22 protein-coding genes and 1 pseudogene are annotated in these 20,924 nt (G+C 43.4%); 6 read left to right on the top strand and 17 right to left on the bottom strand.

The window, feature by feature from the left end; translation table 11 throughout:
• Positions 1-13 precede the first annotated feature (13 nt).
• Positions 14-610: a Crp/Fnr family transcriptional regulator gene (locus CGB83_RS00900; RefSeq protein WP_100074075.1), complete on the bottom strand. Its 597-nt coding sequence runs from the start codon at positions 608-610 to the stop codon at positions 14-16.
• Between the two features lie 88 nt (positions 611-698).
• On the opposite strand from CGB83_RS00900, the gene CGB83_RS00895 reads away from it, so the two are divergent.
• Positions 699-1,385: an HAD family hydrolase gene (locus CGB83_RS00895; RefSeq protein ID WP_100074074.1), complete on the top strand. Its 687-nt coding sequence runs from the start codon at positions 699-701 to the stop codon at positions 1,383-1,385.
• A 153-nt stretch (positions 1,386-1,538) separates the two neighbouring features.
• Here CGB83_RS00895 and CGB83_RS00885 read toward each other — a convergent pair whose 3' ends face one another.
• From CGB83_RS00885 to CGB83_RS00850, 8 genes are all read right to left on the bottom strand, one after another.
• A complete protein-coding gene (locus tag CGB83_RS00885) occupies positions 1,539-3,941 on the bottom strand; it encodes an alpha/beta hydrolase family protein (protein WP_100077437.1) in 2,403 nt (800 codons plus the stop codon).
• Positions 3,942-4,184: 243 nt separating this feature from the next.
• Positions 4,185-4,613, bottom strand: a complete 429-nt coding sequence (locus CGB83_RS00880; protein WP_100074072.1) for a DoxX family protein — start codon at positions 4,611-4,613, stop codon at positions 4,185-4,187.
• A gap of 66 nt (positions 4,614-4,679) precedes the next feature.
• A complete protein-coding gene (era, locus tag CGB83_RS00875; RefSeq protein WP_100074071.1) occupies positions 4,680-5,555 on the bottom strand; it encodes a GTPase Era in 876 nt (291 codons plus the stop codon).
• A gap of 79 nt (positions 5,556-5,634) precedes the next feature.
• Positions 5,635-6,474 (bottom strand): sugar phosphate isomerase/epimerase family protein, encoded by an 840-nt coding sequence (locus CGB83_RS00870; protein ID WP_100074070.1) that lies wholly within the window; start codon positions 6,472-6,474, stop codon positions 5,635-5,637.
• 36 nt (positions 6,475-6,510) lie between these two features.
• The gene (locus CGB83_RS00865; protein ID WP_100074069.1) at positions 6,511-7,914 is read right to left on the bottom strand and encodes a carbohydrate porin; all 1,404 of its coding nucleotides are present in this window, start codon (positions 7,912-7,914) and stop codon (positions 6,511-6,513) included.
• A gap of 4 nt (positions 7,915-7,918) precedes the next feature.
• Positions 7,919-9,166, bottom strand: a complete 1,248-nt coding sequence (gene fucP / locus CGB83_RS00860) for an L-fucose:H+ symporter permease (RefSeq protein ID WP_100074068.1) — start codon at positions 9,164-9,166, stop codon at positions 7,919-7,921.
• An 11-nt stretch (positions 9,167-9,177) separates the two neighbouring features.
• On the bottom strand, positions 9,178-10,086 hold the full coding sequence (locus CGB83_RS00855) for a carbohydrate kinase family protein (RefSeq protein WP_100074067.1): 909 nt from the start codon (positions 10,084-10,086) through the stop codon (positions 9,178-9,180).
• A 34-nt stretch (positions 10,087-10,120) separates the two neighbouring features.
• Positions 10,121-11,119, bottom strand: coding sequence for a LacI family DNA-binding transcriptional regulator (locus CGB83_RS00850; RefSeq protein ID WP_100074066.1), 999 nt, complete (start codon positions 11,117-11,119; stop codon positions 10,121-10,123).
• A 337-nt stretch (positions 11,120-11,456) separates the two neighbouring features.
• Between CGB83_RS00850 and CGB83_RS00845 the strand changes: the two genes are divergently transcribed.
• From CGB83_RS00845 to CGB83_RS00835, 3 genes are all read left to right on the top strand, one after another.
• Positions 11,457-12,020, top strand: coding sequence for a Crp/Fnr family transcriptional regulator (locus CGB83_RS00845; RefSeq protein WP_100074065.1), 564 nt, complete (start codon positions 11,457-11,459; stop codon positions 12,018-12,020).
• A gap of 168 nt (positions 12,021-12,188) precedes the next feature.
• Positions 12,189-12,515, top strand: coding sequence for a DMT family transporter (locus CGB83_RS00840; protein ID WP_100074064.1), 327 nt, complete (start codon positions 12,189-12,191; stop codon positions 12,513-12,515).
• A 43-nt stretch (positions 12,516-12,558) separates the two neighbouring features.
• Positions 12,559-13,266, top strand: coding sequence for a T9SS type A sorting domain-containing protein (locus CGB83_RS00835; protein WP_100074063.1), 708 nt, complete (start codon positions 12,559-12,561; stop codon positions 13,264-13,266).
• 30 nt (positions 13,267-13,296) lie between these two features.
• On the opposite strand, the gene CGB83_RS00830 is transcribed toward CGB83_RS00835, so the two are convergent.
• The 8 genes and pseudogenes from CGB83_RS00830 to CGB83_RS00795 form a co-directional block, all read right to left on the bottom strand.
• The gene (locus tag CGB83_RS00830) at positions 13,297-14,079 is read right to left on the bottom strand and encodes a class I SAM-dependent methyltransferase (RefSeq protein WP_100074062.1); all 783 of its coding nucleotides are present in this window, start codon (positions 14,077-14,079) and stop codon (positions 13,297-13,299) included.
• Positions 14,079-14,888 (bottom strand): type I methionyl aminopeptidase, encoded by an 810-nt coding sequence (gene map, locus CGB83_RS00825; RefSeq protein WP_100074061.1) that lies wholly within the window; start codon positions 14,886-14,888, stop codon positions 14,079-14,081. Before map ends, CGB83_RS00830 begins: the two co-directional genes overlap by 1 nt.
• Before the next feature lie 91 nt (positions 14,889-14,979).
• Positions 14,980-15,411 carry a BT0820 family HAD-type phosphatase gene (locus tag CGB83_RS00820; protein ID WP_100074060.1) on the bottom strand — a complete coding sequence of 144 codons (432 nt, stop codon included), beginning with the start codon at positions 15,409-15,411 and terminating at the stop codon, positions 14,980-14,982.
• Between the two features lie 90 nt (positions 15,412-15,501).
• A complete protein-coding gene (locus CGB83_RS00815; RefSeq protein ID WP_100074059.1) occupies positions 15,502-16,479 on the bottom strand; it encodes an acyl-ACP desaturase in 978 nt (325 codons plus the stop codon).
• A 132-nt stretch (positions 16,480-16,611) separates the two neighbouring features.
• Positions 16,612-18,153 carry a 2,3-bisphosphoglycerate-independent phosphoglycerate mutase gene (gpmI, locus tag CGB83_RS00810; protein WP_100074058.1) on the bottom strand — a complete coding sequence of 514 codons (1,542 nt, stop codon included), beginning with the start codon at positions 18,151-18,153 and terminating at the stop codon, positions 16,612-16,614.
• A gap of 190 nt (positions 18,154-18,343) precedes the next feature.
• Positions 18,344-18,667 carry a carbohydrate-binding module family 20 domain-containing protein gene (locus CGB83_RS00805; protein WP_100074057.1) on the bottom strand — a complete coding sequence of 108 codons (324 nt, stop codon included), beginning with the start codon at positions 18,665-18,667 and terminating at the stop codon, positions 18,344-18,346.
• Positions 18,668-18,748: 81 nt separating this feature from the next.
• Positions 18,749-18,904: pseudogene (locus CGB83_RS20685) on the bottom strand (DUF2268 domain-containing putative Zn-dependent protease); the annotation flags it as partial.
• On the bottom strand, positions 18,904-19,350 hold the full coding sequence (locus CGB83_RS00795) for a hypothetical protein (protein ID WP_100074056.1): 447 nt from the start codon (positions 19,348-19,350) through the stop codon (positions 18,904-18,906). The gene CGB83_RS00795 and the pseudogene CGB83_RS20685, both read right to left, overlap by 1 nt.
• A 284-nt stretch (positions 19,351-19,634) precedes the next feature.
• On the opposite strand from CGB83_RS00795, the gene CGB83_RS00790 reads away from it, so the two are divergent.
• The gene (locus CGB83_RS00790; RefSeq protein ID WP_100074055.1) at positions 19,635-19,958 is read left to right on the top strand and encodes a translation initiation factor; all 324 of its coding nucleotides are present in this window, start codon (positions 19,635-19,637) and stop codon (positions 19,956-19,958) included.
• Between the two features lie 49 nt (positions 19,959-20,007).
• Entirely contained in the window at positions 20,008-20,862 is an 855-nt protein-coding gene (locus tag CGB83_RS00785; protein WP_100074054.1) for a nucleoside phosphorylase, read from the top strand.
• Positions 20,863-20,924 lie beyond the last annotated feature (62 nt).

The following is a 20,924-nucleotide window of genomic DNA, read 5'->3' as shown; positions in this document are numbered from 1 at the left end:
ATAAGAGAAGATTTTATTTTTTATCATTTTCTTCTTCAACACTGCTGTTATCCTGAATCTCTCTTAAAGCCCTGTTCAGGCTCCTTACTGTAATGCCCAAGTAAGCCGCCATATCTTCTTTGGAAATTTCCATTTCACGGGACTTCAGGTCGAGCAGCTGGCTGAGTGTATGCTCAGTGGTATGAAGTTGCTGATAGGAAGCCCTGCTTGAAGTGTTGACAATACGTTCGGCAAAGACATCCAGCAGGAAACTGTTCAGTCTAAGGTCTTTTTTCAACAAAGCCTGAAAGTACAGTATCGACATGGCATACACAGATACTTCAGTCATGGCCTCGATACTGCATAGGCAGGGAACATTCTTAATGACCTCGATTTCTCCGATGATTTCACCTTTCCCTAAAAACTCAACGATATATTCCTTATCATTTTCCTCTACAAAATAGCATTTGGTAATCCCGCTCTTAATCAGCATGATTTTCGTGGATTCCTGGTGCTGGGTCAGGATTTTATCCCCTTTGTCATAAGACCTGAGCACAATATGTTCCTTATGAGCCTGCTGATGATACAGCTCTTCCAGATAGTCTAAAAACGGTTGGTTGGTTCGCAGCATATTCTTGTCAGGACAAATGTCCTTTTCTGATTTGTTTTTTATTCTGAATTTAGTGCCTGAAAAATACAAAATCTAAGTTTAACACAGTATGAATTCTATTACTACCATCGCTTTCGATGCAGATGACACCCTTTGGGTCAATGAGCCTTACTTTCAAGAAGCCGAAACAGCATTCTGCCAGCTTTTTGAAGACTACCTTCCACATGAAGCGGTAGCCCAGCAGCTGCTGGCCACCGAAATTAAGAACCTTCACCTGTACGGATACGGAGTGAAGGGATTCATGCTGTCTATGGTGGAGACGGCAACCAGGATCTCTAACGGAGCCGCCTCCCTGCCGGTAATGGATAAAATTATCGCGATCGGACATGAAATACTGCAGAAACCGGTCAAACTCCTAGACGGAGTCGCTGAAACGCTGGATGAGCTGAAAGGAAAGTACAGGCTGGTTGTAGCGACCAAAGGTGACCTCCTGGATCAGGAAAGGAAACTGAGAAAATCCAGACTACAGGAATATTTCCATCATATAGAAATTATGAGTGATAAAAGGAATGCGGATTACCAGAAGCTCATCAGGCATCTGGACTGCCAGCCAGAGCATTTTCTCATGATCGGGAATTCTGTCAAATCGGACATCCTTCCCGTTCTGGAAACCGGCGGATATGCAGCACATATACCCTATCATGTTACCTGGGCACACGAACGGCATGAGCAAAAGCCCGAATCTGACCGGTTTATGGAATTTAAAAATATCCGGGAGGTTTTGGATTATTTATGAAACTGATGCCTTCTTTTAACCTGATTTTATGGGTTAAAGCATTATTGTAATAGATCAATTTAAGTGTACAAAGATAAATCAGTAAAATCAGATAGAAATCAGTCTGGAAACCCAAAGTAAAACGAAAAAACCGTTCAGATGAACGGTTTTTCCTTATTTTTTCAGGCATTTCTCAAGGAACTGATCCTGTTCCCATAGCAGGTGCAGGATGTTTTCTTTCGCAGCGTACCCATGCGCTTCTTTTGGCAGCAGCACCATTTTTACCGGTGCCCCCAGGTTTTTAAGGGCCTGGAAATACCTTTCGGTCTGCAATGTGAATGTTCCCGGGTTGTTATCGGCATCTCCGTGAACCAGCAATAATGGGGTTTTCATTTTATCGGCATTCATGAACGGGGACATCGTATTATAAATTTCCGGTACATCCCAGTAATTCCTCTGCTCGCTCTGGAAACCGAACGGCGTCAGCGTCCTGTTGTAGGCACCGCTTCTGGCAATTCCGCAGGCAAAAAGCTTGGAATGGGTCAGAAGGTTAGCGGTCATAAACGCACCGTACGAATGGCCTCCTACCGCAACTTTTTTACGGTCGATATATCCTAGTTGGTCTACCGCATCAATTGCTGCCTGTGCATTGGCTACCAGCTGTGGGATAAACGTGTCATTCGGTTCCGTCTTTCCTTCACCGATGATCGGGAATGCAGCGTCATCAAGCACAGCATATCCTTTGGTTGTCCAGTACACGAAAGAACCGTAATATGGGAAAGTGAAGTCATTCGGGTTCTGGGTATTCTGTCCCGCCGTGTTTTTATCCTTATACTCCGTAGGATAGGCCCAGATCAGCAATGGAAGCTTTTCTGTTTTGGCTTTTCTGTCATAATTGGCAGGAAGATAAAGGGTTCCTGTCAGCGTAACGCCATCATTCCTTTTATAGGAAATCACTTCTTTGTATACGTCCTTAATGCTTTCAAAAGGATTGGCAAAAGCAGTAACAGCCGATGCTTTCCCTGACTTGATGCTCTTCCTGAAATAATTAGGATACTGGCTCGCAGATTGCTGAATCGTCAGGATTTCCCCTTTGGATGGATTCAGGATGTCTATGATTTCTTCCTTAGCATTCCTGATATTGGATGTATACAGTCTTTTTTTCTTCAGGCTCCCCATATCCATTTCATCAATGAACGGATGCTGGCCGTCTTTGGTAAATCCGGCTCCGATCAGGTATGATTTACCGCCTTTTATGTCTACCACATATCTTCCGTACTGGTTCTTCGTCGTATTGAAATTTCCCGGATCACTGTATACATCCTGGTAATTGCGGTCGTCAATAACTTTAGACTGGCCGTTGTTCAGGTCTACCAGGTAAGATTTTGTATTTCTGGTGTCGTACCATCCTTCGGAAACGATCGCATAATGATCGTTTGTCCAGCTTACATCTTCATACCGTTGCTTAGTTTTGAAAAATGACTTTGGTGCTGCACTGAACGGTGCTTCCCAGGTGAAAATCTCGTCCCTGAAATCCGCGTTCTTGGACTGGTCTCCTCCATCAAGCGCCTCCGCATAGACCAGGCTGGCCGGCATGTCGCTTCTCCATCCCATATCTCTTTTTCCGGTTCTTACCGAAGAGAACCCTTTCGGCATAATTTCATTCAGAGGAATTTCATTGACAACTTTCACGGTATTTCCATTTAAGTCATACACTGTGGTGGTCATCGGGAAACGGCTCAGAGGAACGATGTAAGAGAATGGTTTCTTAATAGTGGTGGCCATCAGGTAGCTCCCGTCCGGAGAATAGCTCAATCCGGTATACATATCCTGATCTTTGATTTTCTTCATGTTTCCGTTGAGATCGACATTGTAGATCTCGGAAGCGGTCAGTATTTCAAAATTCTTTTCATCCTGCGGATTTTTCAGGAGGTCCTGGTAAGTCCTGTTCTGGGAAACTTTTCCGTCTGCTGTGGAAACAATCGGTCCGGTAGGAAGGTCTTTGCTGGCATCAATTAAAGCAGGCCTGTTCTGAGGAAGTGTTTTAATCAGAATGTTCTGAGAATCTTTATTCCATACATAAGGGCTTCCCAGGTTCGCGTTCAGGTTATCGGAAGTAATTTTCTTTGCGGTTGCCGTTTCCAGGTCTACAATCCAAAGTTCCACACCTTTGGCCGTAGTGTGGGTAAATGCCATTTTCTTTTCATCCGGTGAAAAGGAAGTATAAGTGATTTTCGGGCTGGAAGGCAGGTTCTTTACCTGAACTTCTGTTTTATCATTCAGTTTCCTGACTTTCAGATTATTGGCATAATTCGCTGTACTCGAGATATTGGTTACGGGGTTGATCCTTAATCCTCCCAGCTTCATTTCCTGCTGGCTGAGGTCTTCCAGGGTTTTATATGTCGGACGGTATGTAAAAACGATCCAGTCTTTTTTACTGTTCATCAGTACGCTTGGCGGTCGTTCGTAATCGGCGAGTTTCAGGATTTCTGCCGAAGGTTTCTGATAGGTAATACTTTCCTGGGCCTCATAAAAGTTGAGGAAAGCCAGAAGGCAGATGGTTAGTTTTATTTTCATTATAATCTCTTTTGCGACGAATTTAATGAATTTTACGGCGAATGACAAAAGAAGGGAAAGTTTTCAGCAGATATAAAAATCTGATGGGAAAGACTCGGGGTTTAAACACTGTGTATTACTGTCTGGAATCAAACCGGAAATAAAACATATGGAAGTAATTAAATTAATCCTCAAACTTTCTTTTCTTTAAAACATAAAAAAAGCAGCAGGGATTTCCTGCTGCCTGTATTATGGTTGAACTGATTACCAGTCATTGGCTCTTTTTCTTTTTTCGATCAAATGGTCTACTGAAAACTTACCGACCCCGAATACCAGAAGCATCAGATAGATCGAGAGATAAACCAGGCTCATCTCCTGTCTTTCAAAAGGCTCATTTAAGTGTATCACGAATCCGGCAATGGTCATGGTAAAAATCAGAAACCCCAGTGCGATCCTGGAAAACAGTCCCAGAATAAGCAGGATGGAACACACAAACTCTGCAAAAACCGTAAGCACTAAAGTAATCTGCGGTCCCATGCCCAGAAAATTATAGAAGTCGGTTTTACCTTCAATAAGCATCTGGAGTTTTGGGAATCCATGCGAGAGCATAGCAAAGCCGATAAATACCCTCACTGCCAATAATACAATATCCTTTACAACTGAATTGGAGTTTGCCGTGTTTAAAGAGTTCATTAAGCTAAAATTTGATTAAAGATAACGAAAAATCTTTTATCAGAACGGGATATCAGCCGGTTTAGTCTACCGGTAGCCGAAATTCTTTAGATCACGGTCGTTTTTCCGCCAGTCTTTTTTCACTTTTACAAAAAGGTTCAGATGAATTTTTTTATTGAAGAATTTTTCAAGGTCTATTCTTGCCTCAGTCCCTACTTTCTTGATCGCTTCTCCCTTATGGCCGATGATAATGCCTTTCTGTGTATCTCTTTCAACATAAATAATGGAATCGATAAAGATGATGCCTTCCTTTTCTTTAAACTGCTCGGTCACTACCTCCACGGAATAAGGAATCTCCTTTTCATAATTCAGAAGGATTTTCTCACGGATCGCTTCATTCACGAAGAACCGTTCCGGCTTATCGGTATACTGGTCTTTGTCATAATAAGGCGGGTTTTCAGGAAGCATGGATTTCAGCTTGGGAAGGATGACATCCGTATTGAAGGCATTCAGGGCTGATATAGGAAGGATTTCTGCCTTTGGAATCCTGTTATGCCATTCTTCAACCAGCTTTTCAAGACCTTCCTGATCGGTCTGATCCACTTTATTAAGCAGGAGCAGCACGGGCACGGGGATCTTGTTAAGCTTTTCAATCAGGAATTCCGAAGGCTCCGCTTTATCTGTAACATCAACGATAAAAAGGAATACATCAGCATCCTGCAAAGAATCTTTTACAAAATCCATCATCTTTTCCTGAAGCCCGTATTTCGGGTCCAGCACTCCCGGTGTATCAGAAAATACGATCTGCAGATCCTCCTCATTATAAATCCCGAAAATCCTGTGTCTTGTGGTCTGGGCCTTCTGTGTAACAATAGCCAGCTTCTCCCCCATCAACTGGTTGAGCAAGGTAGATTTTCCGGCATTGGGCTTACCCACTATATTTACAAATCCTGCTTTGTGCATAAAAAATTATATTGTGAGCTGCAAAGTTAGTAAAAACAAAATTGGTCTCCTGAAATAAGTCCGGTTTTCCGGGTAAAAACTACAGGCCGTGTGATTTCATAAATTCCAGGCTGCCTGCTGCAAGCTCATCCGCATCATATGGAGATTCCTGCCACAAGGAAACCATCTGCTGCATGCCCGGAACGGATGATGAAAAGTTTTCAAGCACCAGATTTCCGGTAAAATCAATGGCTTTCAATGCACTGAACAGTTCATTCCAGTTGACGGTACCTTCGCCCAGCATTCCGCGGTGCGATTCGGTCATGTGGATATGTTTCAGCCTGGTTCCTGCTTTCATAATGGGATCGTAAAAATTGTTCTCCTCAATATTCATGTGAAAGGTATCCAGATGGACAAAGAGATTGTCTTTCCCGGTAGCCTTGATCAGGTCCAGGACATTCTGCGCGGTATTGCAGACATAGCTTTCATACCGGTTAATGGGTTCAATGGCGATATCCACCCCTTTTTCACGGGCATAATCTGCCACATGACTCCAGACTTCGGTAATGATCCGAGCTTCCTGGTCCGTGAGCGGATTTCCTGAAAAAACACCGATGCCTCCGTGCAATACTCCGCCCAACAGATCGGAATCAAGTGCTGCTGTGATGTCAACGGCTTTTTTCATCAGGCGTTCTGCGTTTTCAGGATAAAAAGCAATATGGGCTTCTTTCGGGAGGTTCAGGGAACAGACTACATTCAGACCATGCTGATCAAGTTGTTTTTTGACTTCCACTGCATTGAAATCCATGGAAGGCGGAAGCAGGATTTCGATCAGGTCAAATCCTGCATGGGCTGTTTTTTCTATCGCGTATTTTCCGGCTTCAGGCGTCCATACCGGTGTGATCCAGGAGAGCAGTGAAGCTCCGAATTGTATATTCATACTATTTCATTTTTGGGTTTAGTTATTTACTGTTTGCTAAAACACCCACCATTCTGTCCTTACGCCCAGGTAGGTTCCGTATCTCTTAGCGCCGGAATGTTGAAGGAACGGTGAATAAAGGGTATTCATCGCTTCGTTGTTGTATCGGGAAAGCTCGGCGATCAGCCTGATGTGCGGCCTGGCCCAGACGCTTCTTTCAGCCGTAGGAACAATAGTTGGAGCCAGCACAAGCTTCACCATGGAAGCCGGATCCTTGGTGCCGTTTTTCCTGACTCCGTAATGCAGTTCAGTGAGGATATGGAACCAGTTGTTAAAGTAGTACGTTGCCCTGACACCGGTATTGAATTCGGATTTTTTATTGAAGATCTCCCTTTTATAATAATCAACAGCTTTATTATTACTATCCGATCCTCCTTTGCTGGTCGTAAAAACAGCATATCCGTTCAGCGACCAGCGGTTTGAGATATTGAACAGCACATGTTCGACTGCAGTAAACGAATAGGCTCCTTTGTAGGTTTGGGTCTGTGCATCCGGAGCTCCGTAAGTCCTCCAGGTCTGGGTATTTCCGTTATCGCCGCCATTGGCGATTCCGGTGCCGTAACGCACGGAAAACTGATTGAAAGAACCGGGAAGAACAGTTTTTATTCCTGTATTGAGCTTCGCACCGATCACCCATCCGTTATCCGCCGGATACTGTTCTACGGCATTTTTTCCGGTTTCATCCACGTGATGGAATTCGGCCATCAGTTTCAGGCTGTTATTTTTGAACGGGATCGTATGTTCCAGCACAAAAACTTCCCGTTGCCGGTAGATCAGGTTTTTGGCACCACTGATGATATTGGTGTAAGAATACGGTGTTGAATTGCTCGATGCCGTATCGATCACTGCCGGGAAGAACATGGAAAACCGTGTATTTTTATGCTTTACTCCCCAGCCTGTCGCCGAATGGTCATCAAAATAAAAATAATCGGCAATGTGGATGTCATCATATCTCAGCCATCTGGAACCTGCCCATACATCCCAGTCGCTTCCCATAATATTCCTGGCTTCTACGAAAGCTTCGGGCAAAGCCACGATCATTCCCTGGTTGGACTTGGTATCCACATTTCCGAGAAATGTTCCTCCGGAATAAAAGCTTAACCTCGCCTGCATGTCAATTTTTGTACTTCGGGAACTGTCACCTCCGACTACCGGCGTGAAATGGAAGGCAGGCAGAAAATCCACATAATCGCCCTGATCCATCCTTCCGCCCAGAGAGCCCTGATTGTTCAGGTTTAGCTGGCGTCCCGTTTTGCCATCTGCATTAGGCGAGTATCCTGCGCCAATTCTTCCAGTTGTTCCGAAAGAAAACTTCTTATTGGTAATAACAATCTGGGCATATGTAACCTGGCTGATCAGCAATACGATTGCCAGGCAGCCTTTCAGCGTGATATGTTTCATTGGATTACTTTAAAGTTTTGGGACGGTAATATTTTAAAGCAAACAGGATAATGATGACATAACAGATGATCGGCAGCAGGTAGGCATGCGCTACATCAGTTTCGGCAATATGTCCCATCAACGGCGGGAAAACAGCACCTCCGAACATGGCCATCACCAGGAACGAGGAGGCCTGCTGGACTTTGTTGCCAAGCCTCTTAAGACCAAGGCTGAAAATAGTCGGGTACATAACGCTCAGGAATAAATTCAGCATGATGAGGCTGATAAACGATACCCATCCGAAGCTCTGGGAAATGACCAGGCACAGGACAATGTTACAGGCCGTAAAAATAGCCAGTAACTTGTTGGGTGCAATATACCGCATCAGGAATGTCCCGATGAACCTTCCGATCATCATCATCGCCATGCTTAAAGAAAAGTAATACGATGCCTGGGTTTCCTGAAGGTGCATTTTTTCTACACCGTAATTGATAAAGAAAGCCCATGTACCGCCCTGTGCCGCAATATTGAAGAACTGCGCGATAACGGCCCAGATAAAATGCCTCTGTTTCCATAAAGGGGCATCAGGATTGCTTTCAGATGCACCAGCATCATTACCTGCGGCATGGTCCAGCAATTCTGCCTCTTCAGCGTGGGGATCTTTAAGGCTCGGTACTTTTATCAATGAAAACGTAACGGCCAGGAGAAGGATAACAATCCCGATACAGGTATACAGGCTTTTCACAGAATCCAATGAACGGTCGTCACCTGCTCCTCCGAAAATGAACACACCTCCTAAAAGGGGTCCTACGATAGCACCGAGACCGTTGAATGACTGTGCAAAATTAACCCTCTGGTCACTGGTCTTTTCATTTCCAAGGGCGGCGACGAAAGGGTGGGCTACCGTTTCAAGCGTAGCCATCCCGAGGGCCAGGATGAACAGGGCAATTCTGAAGAAATCAAATGAAGCGTGGTTGGCCGCAGGAACAAACAGGAAGCATCCGCCTGCAAACAATACCAGTCCTAGGATCACTCCCATCTTGTATCCGAATCTCTTCATGAAATATCCTGCCGGAATACCCATCAGGGCATAGGCACCGAAAATCGACAGCTGTACCAGCCCTGATTTCGATTTTGAAATATGAAGCACATTCTGAAAGTGTTTGTTCAGGACATCTCCCATCGTAAGGGCAATGGCCCAGAAAAAGAAAAGGGAAGTAACGAACGCGAGTACGATCACATACTTTTTTTCGGTAAATTTAGCTGAGTTCATAGGATGAGCCTTTAGGTTAACAGGTTGTTTGATGCCTTAAACTTCTGAAATTCTTCAGTTTCATAATCAGGACAAGCCCCTGGCTTGGAGGTGATGAATGCGCCGAGTGCAGTCGCTTCATTCATGATCTCTTCGGGACCTGCATTCCGGATTCTTTTGGATATAAATCCGGCCAGGAAAGCATCGCCGCTGCCTACCGTGTCGGTGATCGTTACGGGAACCGCCGGAAAACCGTAATTCCTGTTGCCTTTAAAGTACCTGGCGCCCTTGCTTCCTTTGGTCAGAATGATTTCATGGATATTGAAATGTTCCTGCAGGTAAGATGCACTTTCATCCTCACTTTCAAACTCCTCGCTGAGGAACTGCATGATCTTCCTCATTTCCGCTTTGTTCATCTTAACAATATCTGCGCGGTGCAACAGTTCTTTAACAACGGTAATATCGATGAAAGGCGGCCTGAAATTCACATCGAAAATCTTAAGCTTTGCATGCTCCAGAAGCCGGAACAATGTATTTCTTGTTTTTTCATTCCTGGCTGAAAGGCTCCCGAAAACAAAAGCTCCTGCCTCTGAGATAAGCTTCTTGTGCTCAGGAAGGAAATCAATATAATCCCAGGCTACATGGTTAACGATCTCATAACTGGCTTCGTTGTGCTCATCTATACTGGCAATAACGGTACTGGTCGGGTGATCTGTATCATTCTGGATAAAATCGGTGGTCATATTCCAGCCGCTGATCTGTTTCAGCAGCTTTTCGCCGAGAGCATCATTCCCTACCCTGCTGAGTACCGTGGCATCAATTCCGTTTTTATAGATATTGTATGCAGCATTAAAAGGAGCTCCTCCTGCCCTCGATCCCTGAGGAAAGATGTCCCAGAGCACTTCTCCGAAACAAACGACATATGGTTTCTGTTCTATCATAGGTTAAACGTTTAAGTTTAGTATTAAAAAAATTTTATTGTACTGATTTTTTATGAATTAAGCGGGCCGGAAAAATCATGCTTTTTCGTGAAGGCTGACCATTGATCTGATCATCGAGCAATTTTACGGCTGTTTTCGCCATTTCATCCAGCGGCTGCTGAATATAATCTATTTCAACAGGAAAAAGCGAATAGGCATCTGTTTCATCAAATGCAATAACGGAAACATCTTCCGGTACCCGTATATTTTTCTGTATAAAATAGGCCAGTCCTGCCACAGCAAGCTTATTGCTTGAAAAATAGACAGCCTTTCTGTTGTTGCTGTTTTGAAAATACAGATCCAGGCCCTGGTGTACTTCGCCGGCAATATTGTCTAATCCCACCAAAATTTTCTGTATCTGCACTTTTTCTTTTTCACTTTGCTGCTCGAATCCCTGCTGCCTGTCGAGCAGATGAGGCAAACGGGTATCGTATCCTACGTACGCGATCTCCTTAAATTTTTTACCTGCAAGGAACCGGCATACCTCTTCCGAAACCTCATCATTGTTAACCCGCACCCCGGCAACCGCTGTATGGGTAAGATAACGGTCTACAGTGACAACCGGGAACTGATCATTGATCAGCTTCTGTACGGTCTCATCCGAATTCATTACCGGTGCGATGATCATTCCGTCCACCTGCTGCTCCGAAAAAAGTTCCGTCAGCTTTTTAAATTTTGCGGGATTTTCATCTGAGCTGCCGATCAGGAGTGTATAGCCCAGTTTCATGGCTTCGTCTTCTATATATCTGGCCATTCCGGAATAAAAATCGTTGGAAATATCAGCTACGATCAATCCGATCAGTTTGCTCTTATTCGTTTTCAGGCTTCGGGCCATTTTGTTGGGAATATAGTTAATCGTTTCAGCAATTTCCAAAATTTTTTCCCTGGTCGCCTCTCCTATCCTGCTCCCTTCCTTTTTATTCAGGACATAAGAAACCGTTGCCACGGAAACACCGGCCAGTTTTGCTATATCTTTAATGGACGCTCTTTTCATTTGGGGAAGTCAAGTGGGCAAAAATATTTCATAAATTGGTAATAAAACAATACATACATTTTTTTGCAGATTCCTAAAATAAATGTATTTTCGCAGCTTTTTATTTAAAACAGAAATATAATTATAATATACTGATTTACATATATATAAACACAGATATAGTAAGAAGTATGTTCATATATTGCAAAGAACTTTACAAAATTCCCCTGACCCGTATTATATTTAGGTTAAACGTTTATCCAAATATTTTTAACAATTCCTTTATTTAGCTACAATCATATAGCAAAGAACATAGTATTCTATCGTAAAACTCTATTTTTGACTTAAATAAAAAATTATGGATATTGAAGAAATCCTGGACCGGATTTATTTTCTTCCTGAACAATCTAAAGTCAGGCTGGCAAAAGCTGTTGCTGAAGTTTCATATCCCAAAAATTTTGTACTGATGGAAGGCAATAAAGTTGTTCCCTATGTCTATTTTATCAAAAAAGGAATGGTACGTGCCTACGCCGCAACAGAAGACCGGGATATTACATTCTGGTTCGGCAAAGAGGGAGATCCGGTGGTTTCCATGAAAAGCTATGTGGAAGACCGGCCAGGCTATGAACATATAGAGCTCCTGGAAGACTGCAGCTTATATCGTATAGAAACAGACCGGCTGAAAAAATTGTATGAGGATGACATCCATATGGCCAACTGGGGCAGAAGATTTGCCGAAAAAGAACTGGTGAAAACGGAAGAAATGATCCTATCCAGGCAGTTTAAAACCGCTGCCGAATGCTACAGGGATCTGATGCAGGATAAGCCGGATCTGTTACAGCGCGTGCAGCTTGGGCATATCGCTTCGTATCTCGGGATCAGCCAGGTGACGCTGAGCAGGATCAGGGCGGAGATGAAATGAGGTATAGAGTGAGAATGTCTGAGGGTTTGAGAGTTTGAGGGTGAGAGAGTGGAGAGTGCTAGGGTTTAGGAATTCTACAGATGAGTAAGATAGGTAGATAGGTTGTTTTTTAACAATTGTAAAATAATATTGCCGCTAAAATCCTGAACTTTGCCTGAAAATTAAATTATGAACTGGTTGATTTTAGTCATTGCCGGATTGTTTGAAGTGGCTTTTGCTTCATGCCTGGCCAAAGTAAAGGAAACTTCCGGAAGTGAAATGTACTGCTGGTTTGCAGGCTTCCTGATTTCATTAACGATCAGTATGCTCTTGCTGATCAAAGCTACCCAGACGCTGCCCATCGGTACTGCTTATGCAGTATGGACGGGAATCGGAGCAGTGGGAACGGTTTTGATGGGCATTTTCTTTTTTAAAGATCCGGTGAGTTTCTGGAGGATCTTTTTTATCATTACGCTAATCGGTTCCGTCATAGGATTAAAAGCAGTTTCAAATTAAGCAACAAGATGTTTTTTTCACTATATTTGGAAAAATTATCCCTATGAAAAAAGCTTTATTTTTGATGATGATAGGCGTATTATCCCAAGCCCAGACTCCTGATCTTACCTCTGCCAGCTGGTACATTTCCAATATTACTGTGAACGGACAATCCACCAATACTCCGGCCATGGATGTAGGCGTGGGAGCATCTTCCTTTTCGGCTAACGGCAGCGGGAATAATTACATCTTTAATTCCAGGTATTTCAATTCGGCACCGGCATCCATTACTTTTATCCCCGGGACCAATACCTTTTCCAAAAACGGTTCAGGCTGCACACTGGCATATTATATGGGAACTAACCAGGTGGCTGTGAACAGTTATGACCAGAAAAATTGTGATATGTTCGAAAATACTCCTGCCGGAACCGTTTATTCTTATCAGGTTATACAGTACGGAAGCGGGAAAATGCTGACTATAACAGCTCCGTCAGGAAATACAATTTCCTACAATAGCTTTACCCTTGGAACAACGGACATCAAAACTCAGAACAAAATATTCAGAGCCTACCCTAATCCGGTAAAAGAGAGTCTGACGATAGAAGGCATTCAAAAGAATCTTAATGTTAGGATTTATGATGCTTCGGGGAAACTGGTTTCTGAATCCAAAAGTGCCGGTGAAAGGATACAGCTTGAGACCGGATACCTTCAGAAGGGACAATATATCATAACAATAGATGCTTATATGCCGTATACTTTTATCAGGGAATAATATACAAGCAGCTAAAAATAAAAAACGTCTTCAGTAAGAAGACGTTTTATTTTTATATACTACAGGAAGGATTTCGCTATGCCTCAATCCATATTTCCTGATTTCCTCTGCTGAGAATTTCTGGGAGTAATAATTGGGTTCTGTTTTGAATCCTGCTTTCCTGAGCCGGTCGAAATAGTCCATCCCGTACCAGCGGACATGGTCATACTGCCCGAAATGCTTCTGCCGTTCCTTAGGATCCGTAATGGTGAAATCCTCATAGGTTTTTTCCAGAGTATTCTTCATCGGAACCTGAAAAATCCCCCATCCGCCGGGACGCATCACACGGTACAGTTCACTCATGGCTTTTGCATCATCCTGAATGTGTTCCAGTACATGATTGCAGAAAATGATATCAAAGCTGTTATCTTCAAAAGGAAGATCCAGGATATCTGCTTTTACATCCACGATCGGCGAATACAGGTCTGCCGAAATATAGTTCAGGTTACGCATCCTTTTGAATTTCCTGAGAAATTCCTGTTCAGGCGCAATATGGAGTACTTTATGGTTTCTGATGAAAAAATCTGTTTCATTCTGAAGGTACAGCCACATCTGCCGGTGCCTTTCCAGGCTCAGGGTACCGGGAGAAAGGGCGTTTTCCCTTTGCTTTCCATATCCGTAAGGCAGGAATTTCCGGTAGGACCTACCATCAATAGGATCATAAAATTCATTTCCCTGGAAAAGGCGGTAAATGATCGGCCTTGCCCAGATGCTCATTTTGATCAGCATCGGTCGGGGAATTTTATTCAGCAGTAGCCTGGTTAACTTTTTCATTAAAAATCCAGTTGGAAAGGCTTTTCCTCATCGCTTTCGATTCCCAAAGCCTCATAGATGTATTTGAATGTAGATAACAACACCGGTTTTCCATTGATAACGGCCACATCATGTTCAAAATGGGCAGACGTCTGGTTATCCAGCGTCGTAACGGTCCAGCCGTCACTGTGGAATTTTACTTTTTCCGTTCCCATATTGATCATCGGTTCAATGGCAATGGCAAGTCCGTCTTTGATGACTTTCCCGCTTCCCTGCCTTCCGTAATTGGGAACCTGTGGATCTTCATGCATCTTCCTGCCCAGCCCGTGGCCTACCAGCTCCCTTACTACTCCGTATCCATGGCCTTCACAATATGACTGGATGGCATGGGAGATATCTCCTATCCTTTTTCCCCGGACACACTGCTCAATACCTTTATATAAAGATTCCTTGGTTACCTGAAGGAGTTTTTTCACTTCAGGCTTCACTTCACCGATCTCAAAGGTATAGGCGTGATCGCCTACAAAGCCATTGAGTATAGCCCCACAGTCCACGGAAAGTACATCGCCTTCTTTTACCTCTTCCTTATTGGGAAACCCGTGTACGACCTGCTCATTCGGGGAAATACATAATGAATTGGGAAATCCTCCGTACCCCAGGAAAGCAGGCTCTCCGCCATTGTCCTTAATGAATTCGTAGGCTAATTTATCCAAATGCAACGTGGTGATGCCAGGTTTTATTTCTTTGGCCAGCATACCCAGCGTACGGGATACCAGATGGGCACTCTGCTTCATCAGACGAAGTTCGTCTATCGTTTTTAAATGAATCATAAATAATGTGACAATTTATCAATATGGCAGTGCAACAATAACAGATTAAAAATCTGATATCCTGTTACGCTGATCCATAGTCAGATCATTCTTACCAGAACAATCCTTTTTTCTTTTCTTTTTTAAGTTTGGAATATGCCAGGACCTCTTTTCCTTCCACACGGAATTCTATCCTGTCCTGAATGATATTGTAAATCTCGCCCCAACCAGGGAAACCACCAAGGTTCCTGTCATCAATGAACCAGTCTGCATCCAGTTTTCTGGACTGGGTTTCACAATCGAATACTTCCCCTTCAAAGCTTGAGTTCACGGCATAAAATTCAACACCGTTCTTTCTGCAGAATTCTACGGCCTCATCAAGGGTCTTCCCGTGCCTATAGGTCCACAGGATCAGGCGGTATCCTTCAGACTGTAATCTCTTCAATGTTTCAAAAGCGAAAATTTTCGGCTTGCCGATCGCGGGATAGGCATCATCAACAATGGTTCCGTCAAAGTCTACGGCGATTTTCTTATTGTTCATCATTTCGATTATGATTTAGATGGGCAAAGATACAAAAAAAGAGTGCCATGTATATATGGGCACTCTCAGTTTTATTATTTACTTGTACGGGAATTAGCTTTTCACCCAGCTGAACTGGAACTGAAGATCCGGAGTAGATACCCTGTCGGTAATCTTCTGCAGTCTTCCGGGAAGCTTCATCAGGTATTCCTGTGCTTTTTCCGCTTTTTCCGTCAGCCCTTTCACGTGCTCAATTTTCCACTCGTCCAGCAGGTCTTTCAGAATGTTGATGTAATCCTGTCCCGTATAGACCATGCAACGCTGTGCAGCATCAGAGAAATGTCCCCAAAGCTCTCCGGCTTTCTGCCCGGACTGTCTCATCAGGTGAGCCGGCATCACGATTTTCTTACGCATCATGTCTTCAAAGGCAAGAATCATTTCAGAAGGATCTATTTCAAGGATTTTTTCCACAAAATATTTGTAGGCTTTTGCGTGACGTGCTTCATCAGCAGCAATCACCCCGCACATTTTAGCCAGCTTTCCGTTTCCGGACTGTTTGGCAAGAGTTCCTACCCTTCTGTGCGAAATATTGGTGGCAGTTTCCTGGAAACTGGTGTATACAAAGTTCCTGTACGGATCCATGCTTGTACCGAGATCGAAACCGTCATTAATAAGATATTGAGTAGTGATTTCCACCTCTCTCATATTCACTCTGCCGCACAGGTACAAATATTTGTTCAGTAAATCACCGTGTCTGTTTTCTTCAGCGGTCCAGGCTCTTACCCAGTTTACCCAGCCTACTTTTTCTTCCTGGTTCACTCCGTCTACGCCCATCAGCCAGGATTCATACGAAGGTAGTGCCTCTTCGGTAATACAGTCACCGATCAGGGTTACAAAAAGATCATAAGGCATTTCCCTGGCGAAAGTCTGTATTTCTTCCAGGTCATATTTAAAATCTGCACTTGACGGGTCTGGAAGGTAATCGGAAGGCTGCCATATTTTCTCAATGGGCGTCAAAAATTTCTCAAGAAAAGAACCTACTTCCTTTTCCAACATCCCCATTACTTCTTTCCTTACTAGCTGCTGATACATTATTACTATTTAGATTTAATTGACAAAGATATAACTTATTATTGTAAGCATAACAAGCATTCCTGTGATATTCATCATAAAAAAATACCGTTATGGTTTAAATAACGGTATTTTTCGGATTATATTGTTGGTCTAGCTGACTAATATGTCTCCTGTCATGACAGCCGGGATCTCCACTCCCATAACGTTGAGAATGGTAGGAGCCACATCTCCCAGTTTACCTGGTTTCAGGTTCCAGGTATGGTCTTTATCCATCACGATGAACGGCACAAGGTTAGTGGAATGCTGGGTGTTCGGTGTTCCGTCCGGATTGATCATCACATCAGAATTTCCGTGATCGGCAAGGATGAAAACGGCGTACCCGTTTTCATAGGCAGCTGTAGCTACTTTCCCGATGCATTCATCTACGGTTTCCGCTGCTTTTACCGCTGCTGAGAAAACACCGGTATGCCCCACCATATCCGTATTGGCAAAGTTCAGACAGATAAAATCAGCTGTTCCGTGCTCAATTTCAGGAATGATGGCATTGGTAATGTCATAAGCAGACATTTCAGGTTTCAGATCATAGGTAGGCACATCTTTCGGGCTTGGGCATAACAGCCTGCGCTCGCCTTCAAATTCCTCTTCACGTCCTCCGGAAAAGAAAAAGGTAACATGCGGATATTTTTCAGTTTCCGCAATACGGATCTGGCTTCTGCCGTTTCTTTCCAGCACTTCTCCCATGGTATCTTTCAGCACTTCTTCGTCAAATACCACGTGAACATCTTTGAATGTCTTGTCATAATTGGTTAAAGTCACATAGTACAAAGGCAGTTTCCTCATGAAATACTCCGGAAAATCCTGCTGGGAAAGCACTTCGGTAATTTCACGCCCTCGGTCTGTACGGAAGTTGAAGCAGATCACCACATCATTGTCATCAATTTTCGCCATCGGCACAATATTGCCTATGGCTGTTGTTTTGGTAAGGATGATCGGCTTTATGAATTCATCGGTTACATTATCCTTATAAGAAGCCTGGATGGCTGCAATGGCATCGGTTGTCTGCAATCCTACGCCTTCCACAAGCGCATCATAAGCCAGCTTGACACGCTCCCATCTTTTATCCCGGTCCATGGCATAATACCTTCCGACCACGGTTGCCAGCCTTCCGACAGTGGTTTCCATATGTTTTTCCAGATCCTGGATAAAACCAACTGCTGAATGCGGATCACAGTCCCTGCCGTCTGTAAAGGCATGCACATAGACGTTTTCTTTAAAACCAAAGGCTTTTGCTGCCGTAAGCAATCCTTTCAAATGGTTGATATGCGAATGCACACCGCCATCGGAAACCAATCCGATGAAGTGTACCTTTTTATTTTCTCTCATTGCGTATTCAAAAGCATCCTGAATGGCTTTTTCCTGTCCCAAAGTGCCGTTTTCCACGGCCATATTCAGTTTTACGAGGTTCTGGTATACCACCCTGCCCGCTCCCAGGTTCATATGCCCTACTTCTGAATTTCCCATCTGCCCTACAGGCAGTCCTACTGCTAGGCCGCTGGCTTCAAGAGTCGTATGCGGAAATTTCTGGTAACAGCTGTCTATGAATGGTGTATTGGCTTTATCCAGAGCTGAAACATCAGGATTGGTGCCCAGCCCCCATCCGTCAAGGATGGCTAATATTGCTTTTTTCGACATTTTGTATAAACTTTATAACACAAATTTATTCAATTTTAGATGAATTTAAGAATCAGCGGTTCTTAAATTTTGATTAAATTATTCTCTAAATATATGATTGCAAGAAATCATTTCCAGCTGACCACCTGATACTGAAGGTTTTTGGACCTGATACTGTCTACTTTGATGTTCAGCCAGGTGCTTATGCCTTTTACCTCTGCCTCCCTGCTCCAGCTACCACCGGTAAACTTAAATTGGGCAGGAAGATGGACCCTGATGTTGATGGTTCTCTCGTAAGCTTTTTCCGGTGCATTTTCACCATTGAAGGGTTCCAGCTGCCCAGTTCCGGCTGATTGCCGGTAATATAGACCTCATCATCCGGCTTCGGAACCTTCACTGTAATTTGTACCGGATAGGTCTCATCTGAATATTCTTTGAAAAAATCATCAAATATATTGCTTCCTGAATGTGTGTAATCCTGGATATAAGAATCTAAAAACCCGCTCTCTCTGAGAAATACCAGCGGATCTTTCATATGAAGGATATCGTTAACCGCTTTGTGTTTGTCATTCTGCCTGTTGAAATAAGCCTCTGTTATTTTATAGCCTATCCAGTATCCCAGGTCATTGGGCCGGTCATCTTTTTTGCTCGTCCCATAGAGCCAGTCTTCTAACTTTTCATCTTTCAGCCTGCTGACAAATTCCCGGTACAGCTGTTCCGCATGGGCATCTCCATACCTGTATTTATCAGAATTGATGTTTTCACTCGAAATCAGCTCTCCGATAAAATCTGCGCCGCCTTCAACAAGCGATTGTTTAAGCAGAGAGTTATTCCTTTGACATCCTGCTGAAAATGGATGAGCTCATGTGCGATCAGCGCTGTAATGCCATCCAGGTCTTTAAGCATTTCAGTACCGATGATGATCCCGTCACCGGATACTGTCCCGCCCGAAGTCAATCTTCCATAGACAAAATATACCGGCGGAAATGTTGCTTTCGGGTACCAGTACTTCATAGCCGCATAAATTGATTTAGTCCTTTTTTCTTTGGCCCCGATTCCGGTAAGTACATTCCTGCTTTTCAAATATTTTTCCTGATTGTTTTTTACAGTTATATACAATGAATCTGCATTGATGATCCTGTAGAGAATAAATCCCTTTACTCCCGGTGACCCTTCATTGACGTATTCAGTAAACGGATTACCGGATGAGGCCGGCATGCTGTCGAAAGCCTGCCAGAACCTCTTGGTATCTCCGGTTTCGAAAACAGTCTGCAGGGGATCCGTAGAAAATCCTTTCTGTGCATATACAGATGCAGAAATGAACAGTACCGCAGCTGCTAAAAAGAAGTTATTTTTTTAACTCATAAGAGTGTGTTGATGATACAACAATCAAAATTAATAAAATATTACACACTCTTGTGATAAGGTAAAAGTTTTGTTCTGTGGCAACTTTTATCTTCTGCCGGATCCGTTTTACAGAATATTATTTTTAATTTTGCTTCATGGACTTACGAGATCAACTGAAAAACCTCTTTCCTGAACATGAGGAACAGGACTTTACAATGCCGGAAGAACAATTCAGGCAGAAAGAACCTCTGGTATGCAAATTTGAAAAGAAAGGCAGGAACGGCAAGCCCGTAACCCTGATTGAAGGCTGGGAAGGCAGTGAAGAGGAACTCAAAAAGATTTCAAAGAAAATCAAGACCACACTGGGAATCGGAGGTTCGGAAAAAGACGGGATCATCGTTATTCAGGGCGATAACCGTGACAAAATCATGGAGATCCTGAAGGATATGGGATTTAAAACAAAAAGAGTCGGCGGATAATCTGAGGTTCTTACCTTATGAATGCCTCACCACAAATAATATATAATATATGCTAAATAAACTTGCTGCTTCAGAGCTTGTTCTGAATGATGACGGAAGCGTTTACCACCTCAATCTTCTCCCGGAAGATATTGCTGAAAAAATTATCCTTGTAGGAGATCCGGACCGGGTACCCAAAGTTTCGGCCTACTTTGATTCGGTAGAGATCAGAAAAAACAAAAGGGAATTTTATACCCATACCGGAACTTTACGTGGTGAAAGGATCACCGTGATGTCCACAGGTATCGGGACGGAGAATATTGATATTGTCATGAATGAGCTGGATGCCTTAGTCAATATCGATCTTAAACATAAAGAATTCAAGGCAGAGCATTCTTCACTGCAGCTATTCAGGATGGGAACCTGCGGCAGTGTAAACCCTGACGTTCAGGTTGACAATATGCTGGTAACACAGAATGTAGTGGGCCTTGACGGACTGATGCATTTTTATCAGGACTACCGGTTTGACAATGAATTCTCAAAAAAATTCATGGAAAAATTCCCGTATCCGAGTATCAAGCCGATGCTGTACTTCTCCGAATGGTCTGAAGAACTGGGAAACCTGTACAAAGATGCTGCATACCATGGAAATACGGCTACGTTCCCCGGATTTTATGCTCCGCAGGGAAGGCAGCTTCGCCTGAAGGCACTTGATGACCAGTTTCTCGAAACACTGAACGACCTCGGAGTGACCAATTTTGAAATGGAGACCTCTGCCATTTACGCTTTATCCAAATTATTGGGCCATAAAGCCATTACAGTGAATAACGTCATCGCCAACAGGAGAAGAGGCGAGTTTTCCGCGGATCACCATGCTTCTGAAAAAAGGCTGATTACCTGGGTACTGGACAGGATCATTTCATAACAGGGCTGCCAAACAGGTGACAGATTAAAATCATTCATAGTATTATGGATGATTTTTTTTTA

Source organism: Chryseobacterium camelliae (genome assembly GCF_002770595.1).
Taxonomy (GTDB): Bacteria; Bacteroidota; Bacteroidia; order Flavobacteriales; family Weeksellaceae; genus Chryseobacterium; species Chryseobacterium camelliae.
The sequence above is the reverse complement of the archived record's forward strand: the minus strand, read 5'-3'. Positions and strand labels throughout refer to the sequence as shown.